Source organism: Terriglobus roseus (genome assembly GCF_900105625.1).
GTDB classification, from domain to species: Bacteria; Acidobacteriota; Terriglobia; order Terriglobales; family Acidobacteriaceae; genus Terriglobus; species Terriglobus roseus_B.
The window spans coordinates 1084919-1099769 of record NZ_FNSD01000001.1 but is presented as its reverse complement, the minus strand read 5'-3'; the positions used below and the strand labels follow the sequence as shown (position 1 = coordinate 1099769).

Below are 14851 nucleotides of genomic sequence, written 5' to 3'. Positions count from 1 at the left end.
GTGCTGGCTACCAGACCTTGCTGGCGATGATCTCGACGGAGGTGGGAGCGCATTTCACCAGGGAAGTGTGAAGGACGAGTTCGATATTTTTGCTCTTGAGATCGGCGCGAGAGATGTTCGCGAGGGTGTTCTTCTGCGTCGGGTCGGTGACGAAGTCGGCGGCGGCATGTGTGCCGCAAGTGGAAAGTCCAGCGATGGCGAGGACGGGGGCGCCAGCCTTGGAGTCCATTACGCGGAAGATGAGGGCGTAGTCATCCATCATTCGCGGGGTCATCTCGGCCTTCAGGGGGTTGTACCAGCGGCGATGCGTGCCGTCGCGTTCGCGAATCCCGAAGCCGCGGTCGAAGTAAAAGGGAAGGCTTTCGTTCATGACGCGGGTCCAGTAGTTGTCGAATGAGCCTATGAGGATAAGGGGCGATCCTTTGAGGTCCATGTAGGGCAGGTTGGGGCCGGTGCGCAGGACTGGCGTGCGGTTGTACTTATAGAGGAATGCAGCGACGCGGACATCTGCGTAGACGGAACCCGTGAGCATGCCTTCGCCGTAGGAATACACGCGCTCGGGGCCGGTCTCCGGCAGATCCACGGGAGGCGCGTCCGGGACGCGGATGGGCCAGTAGAGGTCAGTGGGGGAGGAGGCCTCGTCGGGCGGCGAGCCCGGTTCGTAGACCGGCATGGTTCCGGTGTAGATGTAGATGGGCTGCTTTCCACTGATGATCGGCGACCACAGCGCTTCCAGTAAATTTCTTTGCGGCCGCACCAAGGACCACCAGATTCCGGATGCGACGAGCGCGAAGACGACCGCAGCGATCGCGGCCTTCAAGAGCGGGTTTCTCTTCGGGTAGGACAAGACGACACTGGTGGAGTCGGCGACGGCCACGACGGGGGCGGGAGCGCTAAATGTTGGTGCGGCGCTCATCGCCTCCAGCGGGATCGCTGCGGGCACGAACACTGTTTCTGCGGGGGCTGTCTCTCTCCGCGACTCCTTGGCAAGTGGACGGAGGATAAAAGCGGGCCGGTAGGTCCCGTTTGGGATAACAATCTGAATGGGCGCTTCGTCGCCTTCGTCGCTTTCATAATACTGCGCGAGTCGTTTGCGAAGAAGGCCCATGCGGGAGCGAACGATCGGATCGCCGGTGGTGTCATAGTCGGGGCGCCGGCCGAAGACGTAGATGCCGATTATGCGCTCTTTCAACCCGTCTTCATTGCCCTTAACGGATTCGTCGACAACGTAGCGGAGGAGGCTCTGGAGCTGCTGGCTGTCTTTGAATCTGGGACTGCGCAAGATGTGATCGAGAGCCTGGGCGATGCGCTCCTGCGTTTCGAGTGACTGCTCGCCGGTGGTGTCCAGTTCATTTACGGCAAGCATTGCACACCTCAAGTTCCCGTCCCTGGAACGACGCATTCGCGCGACCACAAGACGCGGAAGCCTTCTTAGAGGAGCAATGATACCGCACCGCACCTGCACCGTTCCTGCTGGACATTGACAGCACGTGCGGCGGCGAGACGAGGATGGAATGGCATTCGCTCTGTCACGCCGACGTCCGTCTCGCAGCCTCTGGTTGCCGCCCGGTCGGAGGTCATTGGTTTTGTAGGAATCGCAGCAACGGATTCACGGGCCAAGGGTGCTCCGGAGAAAGTTGAGAACGAAGTCAGGAGAACTATGGATCGCCGTGATTTTATCGTCGGAGCCGGTGCGGTATTGCTGAACGCAGGGAGCGCTTCAGGACTGGCGCCGAGGCCAGACGATGACATCGTCGTTGCAGCGTATTACTTTGGCAACTTTCATGTCGATCCACGAAATGAGAAGGCACACGGCGCGGGATGGACGGAATGGAACCTGGTGAAGGCGGCACAGCCGAAGTTTCCGGGGCACCATCAACCGAAGGTGCCAGTGTGGGGTTACGGCGACGAGGCGGCGCCGGAGGTCTTCAAGAAGAAGATTGCTGCGGCGAAGGATCACGGTGTGGATGCGCTGATCTTCGATTGGTATTGGTATGAGGACGGGCCGTTTCTCAACCGAGCGCTGGACGAAGGGTACCTGAAAGCAGAGAACGCTCAGGATGTGAAGTTTGCACTGATGTGGGCGAACCATGATTGGATCGATCTGCATCCTGCGAAGCTGGATAGCTCTGGAGATGTGCAGTATCACGGTGGCGTGTCGCGGAAAGCATTCGATGCAATGTGTGATCGAGTGGTGGAGTTGTTCCGGCACCCTTCATATTTGAAGATCGGCGGCAAACCTTACTTCTCACTCTATGAGATGTTTCGTTTCGTCCAGGGGATGGGAGGCGTGTCGCAGGCGGCAGCCTCGCTGGATGTGCTACGGCAGAAGGCGATAGCGGCAGGCTTCCAGGGTGTCCACATAAATGCAGTGACGTGGGGCGTGAAGCTATTGCCCGGCGAAGCGGACGTGAAGAACCTGCCCGAATTGCTGAAACAGTTGCATGTGGACAGCACAACGTCCTACGTGTGGATTCATCATGCACAGCTTGCGAGTAAGTTGACGACAGAGTATGCGGACGTGCGGCAGCAGTACGAAAGGTACCGAGATCACGCCGCGGCGGAGTTGGGCTGCCCATACTTCCCGAACGTCACGGTGGGCTGGGATGCATCGCCACGCACATGCCAGACGGACAACTTTCGCGTGAGCGGGTATCCATTCACGTCGGTGGTCGTTAACAATACGCCGCGGGACTTTGAGGAGTCGTTGCGTTCTGCAAAGGAGTTTGCAATGTCGAAGCTGCCTGAAGGGAAGCGGTTGATCACGCTCAATTCGTGGAACGAATGGACCGAAGGCAGCTATCTTGAGCCGGACACGCAAAACGGCGCAGCTTATCTTGATGCGGTGCGCAGGGTGTTTTTTCGTTCGTAAGAAAATGTTCTCTAACGCGGATGCACGCGGACTCCCTGAATCAACGGGCTACTCTCTCACATGTGAAAACGCGAGCAGGTCTAGCCCGCTCGGTTTTGCACGGTCTTTAGCGACCTCTCTAAAAGTTCAGTTTCAGTGCAACCTGCACGTTACGAGGCAAGTTGTACTGGGAAGTAATCTGTCCGAATGTCGCGGAGTTGAATTGCTGGTTTGGCAGACCAAACTGCACGCGGTTCAGTAGATTGAAGGCTTCCAGCCGGAACTGCAGTGCAACCGTATCGTGGATTGGGAAATCCTTGATCGCCGAGATGTCGTCCTGGAAGCCGCGTGGTCCGCGCATCAGGCCGGAGGAGCGCGGCACGTTGCCGAGTTCAAATGCCTGCGACAGTCGGAATGCGGCCGGATTGAAGAAGCCCTGCGTCTGTCCCAAGGCTGCTCCGCCGCCGAGTCTCTGGTGAATGCCACCCGATGTCAGCGGATTGATACCAGGGACGAAGCTTGGCCGACCGCCTGAGTACGCCGCACCACCTGTTTGCGTAATGCCCAGCGCGTATCCGCTTTGAATGAAACCTATGAAGTTTAACTTCCATCCACCAACAGCCTGGTTGGCCCATCCGGGAAGGTTGGCGCCAAACTTCTGACCATGGCCGAAGGGGAGTGTGTAGTTCAGGTTGCCGACGATGCGTTGCGGGATGTCCGTGGGCTGCACGGAGCGCTCAAGGTCATAGCGGTAGAAGTTCTGCACGCCTGGTTGGCCATTGGCATTGAAGCCACCGGTGGTGATATCCGTCGTGTTACCAAGCAGCTTAGACCAGGTGTAGCTGACGATGGCGGACAGGTTCGACGTACGCATCGTCACGAAGGCCTGGAAGGCATGATAGGTGGACGATGCGATGTCGTCCTGTAGGACGTTGAGCGAACCGTTGGACAGCCCGGTGTTTGGGCCGTACTGCGGGTAGGCCGCGAGCAACTGCTGCCGCTGCACGGTCGGCGTTGCCAATGTCCCACTCACGCCCGGTTGACCGAAGAGCGGGTTCGGAACAAGCGCGGTAAGGTAGGCCGACTGCGCATTACCGGGATCGCCAACAGCACCCCAATAGCGCGGCTGCAGATCGTTCGGTCGATAGCCGATGGGCAGGTGTGTTCCCTTGCTGCCGGCATAGTTCAGGTGCAGCACGATACCGCTGTTGATCTGCTGCTCGACACCGATGTTCCACTGAGAGTAGTACGGCTGCGGGTTCTTGTAGAGCAGGCCGGAGACGCTGCTGCCGGTGCCGACCTGCACGCCTGCCGCAGAACCTGCGGGCAGAAGGACGCCCGAGGGCAGAGGATTGTCGATCAGCGTGGTGGGACGCTGTGTGTAGGTGTAGGTCTGCTGCGTGGTCTGCGAGTAGCCAATTGCGGTGCCACCGTAGATGCGCTGCGTCGACGGCAGATACAGCACGTCGAAACCTCCGCGCACAACGGTCGTGGGATTCGGAGTATAGGCAAAGCCGATGCGCGGCCCGAACTTGTTGTAGTTATTCCAGAAGTTGCGGGGATTGCCGTTGGCTCCGACGTACTGCGCACCGCCGGTGAAGGGTAGCGCCGTTGTAGACAACGGATTGGCAGCTTGCAGGTTCAGCGCCGCCCACGCATTGTGACGGTCTGTGAACGCCTGATCGCGGTCGTAGCGTAGACCAAGGTTCAGCGTGAGGTTGTTGCGAATGCGCCAGTCATCCTGCGCGTAGATCGCGTGATACCACTGCTGCAACGCAAGCGTCGCCTGCCGCTGCAGCGTAGTGTTTGTCGGCACGCCCAGGAGCAGCGCGGCAATCGTATCGAACTGTGCCGGGTTGCCCGAGACACCGTTTGCAGCATTCGCACCGCGCGTCAGCGTGGAGTCAAACGTCAGGTTGCCCAGGGGATTTCCGTAGCCCTGTTCCATCTCGTTGATCAGGCGGCCTTCATAGCCGATCGTCATGCTGTGTTTTCCAAGTTGCCACACCAGGAACGGCACAAGGCTGTGCGTGTAATGGCTCCACTGATTCGAGTTTGTGGCATTGCCGATCTGCTGAAAGCCGCTGACGCTGACGACCGGCGTGCCTGTGGTCTGTTGTTCCGATTGGAAGTTGGAGGAGAAGCCAAACGTGCCTGCGGGGACAGTGTAGTTGCCAGGCAGCTGGATGTTCCGTTGCGCAGCAAAGCCGTAGGTAACCTGCAGCAGCATGGAAGGCGAAATGGTCCAGCTATCACTGGCAGCGAACAGGTAGCCGGAGATAACCTGGTGAATGCTGTTCGTTCCGCTGAACGCGCCGTTGAGCAGGTCGTTTTCATTGTGCGAGTTCGTGCCGCGAGTGCCGCGGAGAAACATGCGATTTGCCGCGGAGAAGTTATGGTCGATGCGGAAGTTGTACTGGTCGTCCACATCCGAGGTTGGCTGCGCAAAAGTGTAATTGTTCGTCAGTCCCGGACCGTTCGGCAGAGGATAGAGCGATAGCAGCTTTACCGCGAGAGGGTTCAGCGTGGTCACGCCCTGGCCCGTGCCAAAGCAGCCGTTGGCGTTACAGCCTGCGGGCAGCGGTGTGCGGTTGTAGTTGTTGCCCACCTGCGTGGTGCTGTACGGGTCATAGACCAGGTTGGCGCCGTTCTCCGTGAAGATACCTTTGCGCATCAGCGCGGTCGGCACAGTAAGGATCTGCGCAGCGTACGTAAGATTCCGCTGGCCTTCATACCCGAAGGTGAAGAAGGTCTTGTCCTTGCCGTTGTAGATTTTCGGGATGAAGACGGGGCCGCTGACGAAGCCTCCGAACTGGTTATAACGATGCGGGAATCGGAAGTCCGCATGATTGGCAAGCGGATAGATGCCGGAGCGCTTCTGGAAGAAATTCGCAGCGTCCAGCTTGTCGTTGCGAAGGAAGTCATACAGGGTTCCGTGAATCCGATTTGCGCCGCTCTTCGTCACGATGTTCAGGAAGCCGCCGCTGGACCGGCCAAACTGCGCACCGGGGTTTGAAGTGATGACCTTGAATTGATCGACGACTTCCGCGCTGGGCGTCAGGGCTGGCTGGCCCTGGCAGCAGAGTGTGACCGAGATGCCGTCGATCAGAATCTCGTTGTTGCCGGACACACCGCCGTTCGATGAGAAGTTGTTCGTAGCTGCGGCGACCAGTGCTCCGCGTGTTGTGCTGACACCGGTACCGAAGCTGCCGCCGGGATTGATGCCCGGGCTCAGTTGCGCCAGCGCGTAGGGGTTGCGGCCGTTGAGGGGAAGCTCGCTGACCTGGCGGGCGCCTACCGTGTAGCTCAGCGTCGAGTTGTCAGTGTTGAGCTGCTCGCCTGCCGCGGCCTGCACGGTCACCGTTTCGGTACTGCTGCCAATTGCGAGTGTCAGGTCGATCTGGGCGGCCTGGCCGACGGCGAGCGTCACAGTGGATTCGGCCTTCTTAAAGCCTGCCTGCGCGACCGTGACGCGGTAGGTTCCGGTCTGCAGACCGGGGAAGGTGTAGATGCCATCGCCGTTGGCCTTGCCATGGAGAACGAGGCCAGTCTCCGTCCTCGTGAGGGTCACGTCTGCGTCTGGTACCACGGCTGTGGTGCTGTCGGTCAGCCGGCCCGTGATGGATCCGTTGGCGACCTGTGCACTGCCGCGCGGAAGAGCGGCCAGGAGCATGGTCAAGCAGAGAAATAGGTGTCGGAAAGATCTGCGGACTGCAAAATGGTTCATGGTGGCCTCAAAGAGCCGGAAGCGTTCGTAACGGATGGGAACACTTCCGGCTTTCGACAGGCGAGTGTGCGGGGTGAGTCTACGGTAGTCCAGTTCCAAGCTGTTACGTTACGTTACCGGTCAAAGAAATGAATGACTTACGGCTCGGGATGGATGCGCGAGACGGCGTGCGGCTCCTGCTGGTCCAGATGGAGGATGGACTTATCGCGCCTCAGAATTGCCTGTAATTGATCGATAGGAACCTGCTGCACTGGTTCCTTGCCCTTGATCGCCAAAGAAGCGGCGACGCCCGCGGCCTGGCCAATCATCATGTACTGCGGCTCCATGCGGACCGAGGAGTAAGCAACGTGTGAGGCCGAAAGACACACTGGGACAAGCAGGTTTGTCGCCTCGCCGGGTCTTGGCAGAATGGCCCGGAAGCTGATCTCATAGGGCTGCACCGCCACCTGGACATCCCCTTCGTTGAAGGCGGTGCCGTCGGGCATGGCGACACGCTGTACGTTGTGCGAGTCGCTGTTGTATGACCCCATGGCAATCGAGTCGGGCTTCGTGCGCTCCGTCTGTAGATCGGCCTGGCGCATGATGTAGGCACCCGTCATACGACGACCCTCGCGGATGTAGAGCTGACGCGGCCATCCGTCCGTGTCAGTGAACTCATCCTTCGCGCGGCCCCACTTATTGGCGTCGTCCCGCAGGGACTGTGGCACGGACGGGTCCGTCGCCAGGAAGTAGAAAAACGACTGCGTATAGAGCACGTGGTCGTTCCAGATGCGTCTGCGTTCGGCGTAGCTGGCATCGGGGTACGACCAGCTCTTGCCCAGGTAGTCGGTGGAGAAGGCTCCGTTGTTATTGAAATCGCACTTGTGGTTGGCAAAGCAGACGGGGTTCGTCACCGTGCGAAGTACCGGATCGTGGCCGGTGTGCGCCTTATAGTCTTTCAGGTAGCGAGCCAGAAGCGCGAAGCGCGCGGCGTCATAGCCTGTGGGCTTGGTCCACGGCATCCTGTTCGCGCTGTCATCCGTAAGGATCAGGCGGAAGTTATAGGCCTGCACCTTCTTGTCCGCGCTGCCACCGGCTTTCAGCGGGCCGGGGTCGACCTCTGGTAGCAGCTTGTGCTGATCGTCGTAGACATTGGTGGGGAAGAGAAACTGGTGCTTTGGCGTTTCAGGACGAACGCCGGCAAGACTTTCGCCGAAAGCATCCATGCCTTCGCGCCCTACCGTGTAACTCACGTGGGCGGAGGACATCACATCACCCTCATAGCTGCAATCTGCAAAGACCTTGCCAGTCCAGTGCTTGCCGTCCTCGGTGACCAGGGCGGTCAACTGCTTTCCGCTCATTTCTACGCCACCTTTCTCCTTGAGGCGCTCGTTGAGATGGACCTCGACATTGGCGGTCTTGAGCCATGCGTTGAAGATGGCTTCGCCGACCTTCGGCTCCGAGAGCCAGTCTGTCGGGTGAAGCAGATCATGCGTGCCATAGTGCTCGGCTGCCTGGCGATAGAACTCGCGGGTGTACCCGCCGATGATGCCGAAGTATGCGTAGTCCGTTGCGGAGAGGCCCCCGGTGACCATGCCACCCAGGTGGCCTGTCGGCTCAAGCAGGACGACGCGGAGACCTTGCTTCGCGGCGGAGTACGCCGTCATGACACCGGAGGCAGTGCCGCCGTAGACCACGAGGTCTGCTGAGGTTGGTCGTGGAGCGGCTGTTAAGGCTGGTGTAGCTGCGGCGAAGAGGGCTGGGACCAGGAGGAAGCGCAGAGATCGCATCATGAGCCCGATGCTGCCATGGACTCACCCCGGCAGAACAGTTTCCAGCCGTATGTTACGGCCCGTTACAGGGTCTTTGAGGGAGCCACCTTGGTATATGCGTGCATGGTGACGGGCCAGCTACGCAGCGGCGTATGGACTTCCATTTCGGTCATCACAACCATTTCGAAGAACTGCGGGGAGCCATGTGCCCGCCACATTTCTTCAACGGCGTGCGAACCGGCGTTCGAAGCCAGCAGGGAGACCATGCCGGAGGTATCGCGAGACTCCAGCATCAGTACCTTCAGGCCCGGCGCTCGCCCCGGCATGACCGCAATGATTGAGGGTTCGATATGCCTCTCCTCACCTTGTAATTGGCGTACGTAGGCCTTGGGTTCGTTTCCCTCAGGCCGTGCGTTCAGGACACGCTCTTCGCCTGGAATCAGCGTGAAATTCATGCTCTCCATGTATTCGTGCATGGGCTGCAGTGTGTGGTCGGTGCCCAGCACGATCACGTTGGCCTGTTCCAGCGACAGCAGCGAGGAGTCCCGTGTCACTTGAAACGACACTCGCTTGCCTTCGCCGATGCGGTCCAGGTATCGTGCGATTTGGATCGCCGCGAGTGTGTCCCAGGTTACGGTATAAGACTGTTCGAGTCCGACCGGACCCATCTTCGCGATGACTGCCTTCAGTTCCGGATTCTGCGCCGCCGCACCGAAATCGTTGACCTCGGTGGAGCGCAGTCTTAGCGACGGATAGTTCTTGAAGTTGAAGAACACCGGTGTGGGCAGCACGATCCGAATCGGCGCATCGCCAGCAAGGAAGCTCAGCCAGAACGCATTTGGGGTCGCCGGCGCCTGCGCCGCCAGCGCATGTGACTTTCGAATCTGCCGGACAAGGAAGATCGAAGTCGTTCCGAGGGCGACCGCCAGCACGAGACACAGGCAGACCAGCAACGGTAGTACACGCGCACGCACCCAGTCTGAAGCGGAAAGGGGAGGAAGCACTCTCGCTTCGACCGGCACTTCGAGGGGTTGACGTTCAAGCACCGTGAGCTGATGCGTTCCCGTGGGTATCGCCAGCAGTTCCGCTTCGCCTGTCTCGAGGTAGTAGTCCTTCAGTTTCCGTCGCAGGCGAGAGATCTGTACGCGGACCGAGGCATCACTGTTCGAATCGAAGTTGCTGTTGCGCCCCAGCGCCTCCGTGGCAATCGCATATTCACTGATTGCGTCGTGCCGGCGTTCCCATAGGTAGTGGAGCAGGCGACGCTGAGTCTCGGCGCGAGCGAACTGAGGACTCGCCAGCATCCGCGCAAGCGACTCCTTCACACCTGGTTCTGTTTCTCGCTCAGTCTCGGCGGGCACCAGCATTACAGCCATGCGCGGCATTCTAACGGAGCGAGAAAACCACTCACAAGGCGCCGTTCAGTATCGCCTTCAGCTGCTGTGGATAGCTTTCGGACCCCGCGTCCGGTTCACCTGCCGCTCGAACACCCGTACCGAAGGTGAGGCTGTCTCCCAGGCACAGAACTCTGCCGGATACCTCCCGAGGTAAAGCTGCTGCGACGGTCTTGGCCAGCAGACGATATCCCGTCTGCGTGAGGTGAACGCCATCCGTACTTTGACTGGTCGAGGCCCCGCCTGCAAGCGCGAGTGCAGCATGGAAATCCACGATGTCTGCACCGCCACGCTGCGCTGCCTTCCGTAGGGCACGATTTGTCGCGTCGATACGCTCTGCCGGGGTTAACCCCCCGAACGCGCCAGGGGAATGCCGCTGCATCAACCGGACCTCGTCGGGCGCATGTACGGTTACGACCAGCGCCTTTGCGTGCGCTGCGCCGATCACCTGCAGCATTTGCTGCACGGCTTCCGCTGTCTGCAAAGGCGTAAGGAAGCGCTTTTCATTCACGGCATCATTCATGCCGACGAAGATCACAACTTCAGTGGGTGCGCCGCAGTCGGCGAGCGCCTGCGGCAGTCGCATCAGGATCTGCGCGCTATTTTCACCCGCAAAGCCCGCGTTGCAAACGACTGCCGCCCATACGCTCCCGGTGTTTGAGACAAATAAACAGAGCAGTAATAGCTTTCCCCAAGAGCCCATTTCGTTTCTCAAATCCTGTACCGCCACTTTACGTTTCTCAATCGCTGGTTCGACGATCGGCGCTGAACCAGCGTGCGTTGCAGGGTCATTACGCCATGGCTAATTACGTATTCCGAAAACCGATTTTGCAGAAGCCGCGAGGCGCTTGCTGTAACCCGTTAGCTCTGTGCTTTAGGTGGGTACTTATTTTCGCGCCATTTGTCGTTCGGCATAAGGGTGTATATGCTCAGGCAGTCATCCCGAGTCATCAGGGGTAACCGTCTTCCGAACCGGTTGCGATTAACAAGTGGGGCGACTCTTGCTTACACACTTTAATCTCATTACTATGCTGCCCTGCAATAGGGAATTGCCTGCTTCATGTAATTGGCGCCGTTGGGATATATCCTGATCGGCACGATTCAGGACCATGCGATCTACCTACTTAACGTCAAGTTACCTCGCCATTCGGCGATCCCACTTTGTTCTTCGACTGCCCCTGGAATCAAGACTCTTCATGCGACGCACGTCTTCCGCTTTCCTTTGCTGTCTCCTCCCCGCTTTCGTTCTGCCTTTCGCTTGCACGGTGCAGGGCAAGGCGCAAACAACGACCATCTTCACACTCTCTTCGCCGGGTACCATTGCGGCGGGCACAACCGAGACGCTGACGGCGCAGGTTACCGATTCGTCGAATAACACGATTCCACGTGGACTGGTGCGCTTCTACGACGGCGCACGCCTTATCGGTACGGGCCAGATCATTACCAATGGCTCCGGCCCCGTCGGACGCGCGGTGATCCGTACCCGTTTCGGCGCAGGTTCGCACGCTCTGACAGCGAAGTTCGCAGGGTTCACAGGGCTGGGCAGTATGAGCCAGTCTGTCGTCCAGATGCTGGCCGTGACGCCGTCCTCGAACCCCAGCGTTCCTCCGACCTACGCGTTCAGCTTGACCCGACAAGACTATCCGGCGAATCAGACGCCACCGTACACGTTGACTGCGAAGATCACTGCAAACACCTTGTCCATCCCTGCGGGATCCGTCACCTTCCAGGACCTGTACGGGCCCAACGGGCCTACGCCCTCTGCCATTGGGACCGTGCCGCTGGTCGCAGGTCCTTCGCAGAATCTGAACTACGTACAGGGAACCACGCCAATTCCCAATACATCTCTTTCCCTTTTCGACTTCAATAACGACGGCGCACCCGATCTGCTCTCGATTAAGAGTTCCAGCAACAGTTCAAGCAAGGTGCTCTCGCTGGCTCTCGGCAACGGAGACGGCACATTCAAAGCTCCTGTCGCTGTACTCACGTCCGATTCGGGAAGTCCTATGGTCGCTGACTTCAACGCGGACGGTAATTTCGATGTGATCGAGTCGAATATTCTGCTCCTGGGCAAGGGGGACGGGACCTTCACCCAGACCCAGCTCCCGAACGGTAGCTCCGCTGCTATTACGGGAGACTATGACCACGACGGAAATGCTGATTACGCTTTCTTCTCTGGGGGAAGTGTGTCCCTGGCTTTTGGCAACGGCGACGGTACGTTCCGGCAGCCCTTTCTCTCAGCCGGTTCGCTCAATACGCAATTTCCTTTCGGCAACTTCGCGACTGCGGATTTCAATGGCGACGGAATCGACGATATCGTTGCATCGACCTTCAACAACGTGCCAAATTTGCTGGTTTTGTTGAGCAACGGTGATCGCACTTTCCAGCCCTTCAAGCCGGTACCCCACGACGGGCTGAATCCAGACAACATAATCCCGGCAGACTTCAACGGGGACGGGGTTACAGATCTGGCCTATATTCCAACGATCTCTGCCCGCCCAACCGGGGCTACCACCGCGCTTTTTGTCAACCTGGGGGTTGGTGATGGTACTTTCCAGCCAGCTTTGGACGTAACTGCCGGAAGTTATGCTCCCTCCGCCTTTGCGATCGGTGATTTCAATGGGGACGGCAAGCTGGACTTCTCTGTATATAGCGGGCCTGGCACGGTCTTCTTCCTCTTCGGCGATGGAAGTGGCAAATTCGCGGCGGATCCGAGCATTGGACCGTTCACCCTCACTTCGAGCGGCGGCGAGGTAGCCTCTGCTGATCTGAAGAGCGACGGTCTGCTTGACGTTGTCACAGGCTCCAGTACCCTTCTCGCGAGTGCGACCAGCACAGCCACCGCAACGCTCTCCAACGTGATGCTGCCGGGGGCCGGCCAGCACGTGTTCTCCGCGCTCTATAGCCCGGACGGTCTCACAAACCTGACAAGCAACACAGTCACCCTCCGGTCAGACATCCTATCCACCTCCTCTGACGGCTTCACACCCGCCCTGGGTCTTCACCTGAATGGCTCTGCGGCGTTCAACGGAAACAAGCTTCGCCTGACAGATGGCAAGCAGTACGAAGCAGGGTCTGCATGGAGCCCGGAACCGCTCTACATGGGAAGCTTTACTACCAGCTTCGATTTCCAGATCACCGATCCAGAAGCGGACGGCTTCACGCTGACCTTTCAGAACGCCGCACCCACGGCGTTGGGATCCGCAGGCGGGGAACTCGGCTACAACTTCATTCCGAGCAGCGTGGCCCTGAAGTTCGACCTTTTCGATAACAGGGGCGAAGGTGCAAACTCGATCGGTGTCTACACCGCGGGCAATACGCTCACCGGTCCCGGGATGGTGTTGCCTTCGAGTGTGTCCCTGCTGACAGGACACATTATGCGCGCCGACGTGGCGTACGACGGTTACACGTTGAATCTGCTGCTCACTGACATGGCAACCGGCGCAAGCGCGAGCTATCGGAATGTCATGGATATCCCCGGATCGATCGGTGCGAACCGAGCCTATGTCGGCTTCACCGGAGCTACGGGCGGCCTTACGTCGACGATCGAGATACTCAACTGGTCTTACAAGCCGGGCACGGTCTCGATTGACACGGCAGCGCGCTTTGAGAACGTGGGTCTATTGCTTAACGGAACAGCGTACATCCAGGGCGGTACCGCGCTGAGTCTGACCCAGAACGTGCAGACGGTGCCTACGGCTCAGAACAAGGCAGCATCGGTTTGGACGCCCAGCCCTTTCGACATCAATAGCTTCCATTCGACGTTCACATTCACCAATGATTCTCTGGGGAATGAGCCAGCGGATGGCTTCACGTTCGCGCTGCAGCGTTCCAGCTCCAGCGCGATAGGGTACTTCGGAGGCGAGCTTGGGTTCTACCTCATTCCGAACAGCGTTGCATTGAAGTTTGATTTCTTTGACAACAACGGTGAAGGCGCAAACTCGACCGGACTCTACCCCGCTGGAGTCTCGCTGACAGATCCGACGTACTCAGTCCCCACAAATGTGAATATCCTCAACGCGCTTCATGTGAAGGCAGATATCGTTTATGACGGCACAACGCTCACTTTAGTCCTCACGGACCCGCAGAGTGGTGCGACGTCGACCTGGTCGAAGGTGGTCAATCTGCCAGCAATGCTTGGCGGCAACACCGCCTTCTATGGCTTCACGGCCGGCACCGGCCAACTGACCACAGCGCTGACGATCGAAAGCTGGAAGCTTGTGGTGGGGAGCGCCCAATAAGGCGGGATGGTAATTGATGTGGCCCGGCACCGTAACTCGCGATTGTGCTAGCGTGCCGGGCAGTCTTATTGAAATCCCTAGACGAGTGACCCCGGTTCTTTGACGCACACGTGTCATTGGACCGGGGCTTTCCTGTTTACGCGGCTGTTTTTGCTAATTTCTTTGCTGCAGCCCAACGCTTCTTCTGCGCAGCAGCAATGCGCGCCTTACCCTCAGCGCTCATGCCACGCTTCACAACCTTGACCTGCGGAGCCGTTGCAGCTTTCTGCGGTGCGGTCGCTGTCTTCTTGGGGCGTCCAGGACCACGCCTTAAGGCCATCGGAACGGAATAGCCACTCAGGATAGAACGGGCCTGCTGGAGCTTGCTAATTTCAGCATCAATCGCGGAGAGGATTTCATTGGTATTCATTTCGTCATTTTAGATGACCGCTTTGTGTGTCCGACACTTGCGGAGCCAACTCTTTGCGGCCTGATCGTACATCTGCTGACCCCGAAAGAGGCTCCTACTCAGACAGGTGAAGTCGTTGATTCGTAGTGAGCGCACTACCGTTCGTCTAGCAATCTCCGTTTTAGCACTACTTACCGCATCTCAACTGCAGGGATGCTTGGTGTCAGGCTATGCGCCGTCGGGCAGCGATATGCGACTTCTATATGTCGGTGTCGTAGCCGTCATCCTGGCAGGAGTGCTCTGGATCGTCATACGTTTTATGAAGTGATGAGACATTGGTGCCCAAAAAGTAGCCTCATCTCGTCGAGCTGGTATGAAGAAGCGGTGAAAGCATCTTTGTTTGCTATTGGCGCCGCACTGCAAATGAAGTGGCTGTGCTACTGGAGTCCTGCAACTACGGGCTGATCGGCGGCTAGCGGCCATTAGCCCTGCTGTGCCC

8 protein-coding genes are annotated in these 14851 nt (G+C 58.6%); 2 read left to right on the top strand and 6 right to left on the bottom strand.

What is annotated here, in order from left to right; all coding sequences use genetic code 11:
* Positions 1 to 7: 7 nt before the first annotated feature.
* Positions 8 to 1366, bottom strand: coding sequence for a hypothetical protein (locus BLW03_RS04335; protein ID WP_074652511.1), 1359 nt, complete (start codon positions 1364 to 1366; stop codon positions 8 to 10).
* Between the two features lie 294 nt (positions 1367 to 1660).
* On the opposite strand from BLW03_RS04335, the gene BLW03_RS04330 reads away from it, so the two are divergent.
* Positions 1661 to 2872 (top strand): glycosyltransferase WbsX family protein, encoded by a 1212-nt coding sequence (locus tag BLW03_RS04330; RefSeq protein ID WP_074652510.1) that lies wholly within the window; start codon positions 1661 to 1663, stop codon positions 2870 to 2872.
* Positions 2873 to 2990: 118 nt separating this feature from the next.
* Here BLW03_RS04330 and BLW03_RS04325 read toward each other — a convergent pair whose 3' ends face one another.
* The 4 genes from BLW03_RS04325 to BLW03_RS04310 form a co-directional block, all read right to left on the bottom strand.
* Positions 2991 to 6524: a TonB-dependent receptor gene (locus BLW03_RS04325; RefSeq protein WP_074652509.1), complete on the bottom strand. Its 3534-nt coding sequence runs from the start codon at positions 6522 to 6524 to the stop codon at positions 2991 to 2993.
* A gap of 191 nt (positions 6525 to 6715) precedes the next feature.
* Positions 6716 to 8350, bottom strand: a complete 1635-nt coding sequence (locus tag BLW03_RS04320) for an FAD-dependent oxidoreductase (protein ID WP_083350318.1) — start codon at positions 8348 to 8350, stop codon at positions 6716 to 6718.
* Between the two features lie 62 nt (positions 8351 to 8412).
* Positions 8413 to 9705 carry a helix-turn-helix domain-containing protein gene (locus tag BLW03_RS04315; RefSeq protein ID WP_074652508.1) on the bottom strand — a complete coding sequence of 431 codons (1293 nt, stop codon included), beginning with the start codon at positions 9703 to 9705 and terminating at the stop codon, positions 8413 to 8415.
* A gap of 31 nt (positions 9706 to 9736) precedes the next feature.
* Positions 9737 to 10426, bottom strand: a complete 690-nt coding sequence (locus BLW03_RS04310) for an SGNH/GDSL hydrolase family protein (protein ID WP_074652507.1) — start codon at positions 10424 to 10426, stop codon at positions 9737 to 9739.
* Between the two features lie 562 nt (positions 10427 to 10988).
* Here BLW03_RS04310 and BLW03_RS04305 point away from each other — a divergent pair.
* Positions 10989 to 13964, top strand: a complete 2976-nt coding sequence (locus BLW03_RS04305) for an FG-GAP-like repeat-containing protein (RefSeq protein ID WP_212733127.1) — start codon at positions 10989 to 10991, stop codon at positions 13962 to 13964.
* Positions 13965 to 14100: 136 nt separating this feature from the next.
* Here BLW03_RS04305 and BLW03_RS04300 read toward each other — a convergent pair whose 3' ends face one another.
* On the bottom strand, positions 14101 to 14373 hold the full coding sequence (locus BLW03_RS04300; RefSeq protein WP_074652505.1) for a hypothetical protein: 273 nt from the start codon (positions 14371 to 14373) through the stop codon (positions 14101 to 14103).
* Between the last annotated feature and the right edge of the window lie 478 nt (positions 14374 to 14851).

What these genes read in the sequence shown, in the direction of transcription:
- BLW03_RS04335 (WP_074652511.1), bottom strand. Translation starts at nt 1,366, where the DNA reads ATGCTTGCCGTAAATGAACTGGACACCACCGGCGAGCAGTCACTCGAA.
- BLW03_RS04330 (WP_074652510.1), top strand. Translation starts at nt 1,661, where the DNA reads ATGGATCGCCGTGATTTTATCGTCGGAGCCGGTGCGGTATTGCTGAAC.
- BLW03_RS04325 (WP_074652509.1), bottom strand. Translation starts at nt 6,524, where the DNA reads ATGCTCCTGGCCGCTCTTCCGCGCGGCAGTGCACAGGTCGCCAACGGA.
- BLW03_RS04320 (WP_083350318.1), bottom strand. Translation starts at nt 8,350, where the DNA reads ATGATGCGATCTCTGCGCTTCCTCCTGGTCCCAGCCCTCTTCGCCGCA.
- BLW03_RS04315 (WP_074652508.1), bottom strand. Translation starts at nt 9,705, where the DNA reads ATGGCTGTAATGCTGGTGCCCGCCGAGACTGAGCGAGAAACAGAACCA.
- BLW03_RS04310 (WP_074652507.1), bottom strand. Translation starts at nt 10,426, where the DNA reads ATGGGCTCTTGGGGAAAGCTATTACTGCTCTGTTTATTTGTCTCAAAC.
- BLW03_RS04300 (WP_074652505.1), bottom strand. Translation starts at nt 14,373, where the DNA reads ATGAATACCAATGAAATCCTCTCCGCGATTGATGCTGAAATTAGCAAG.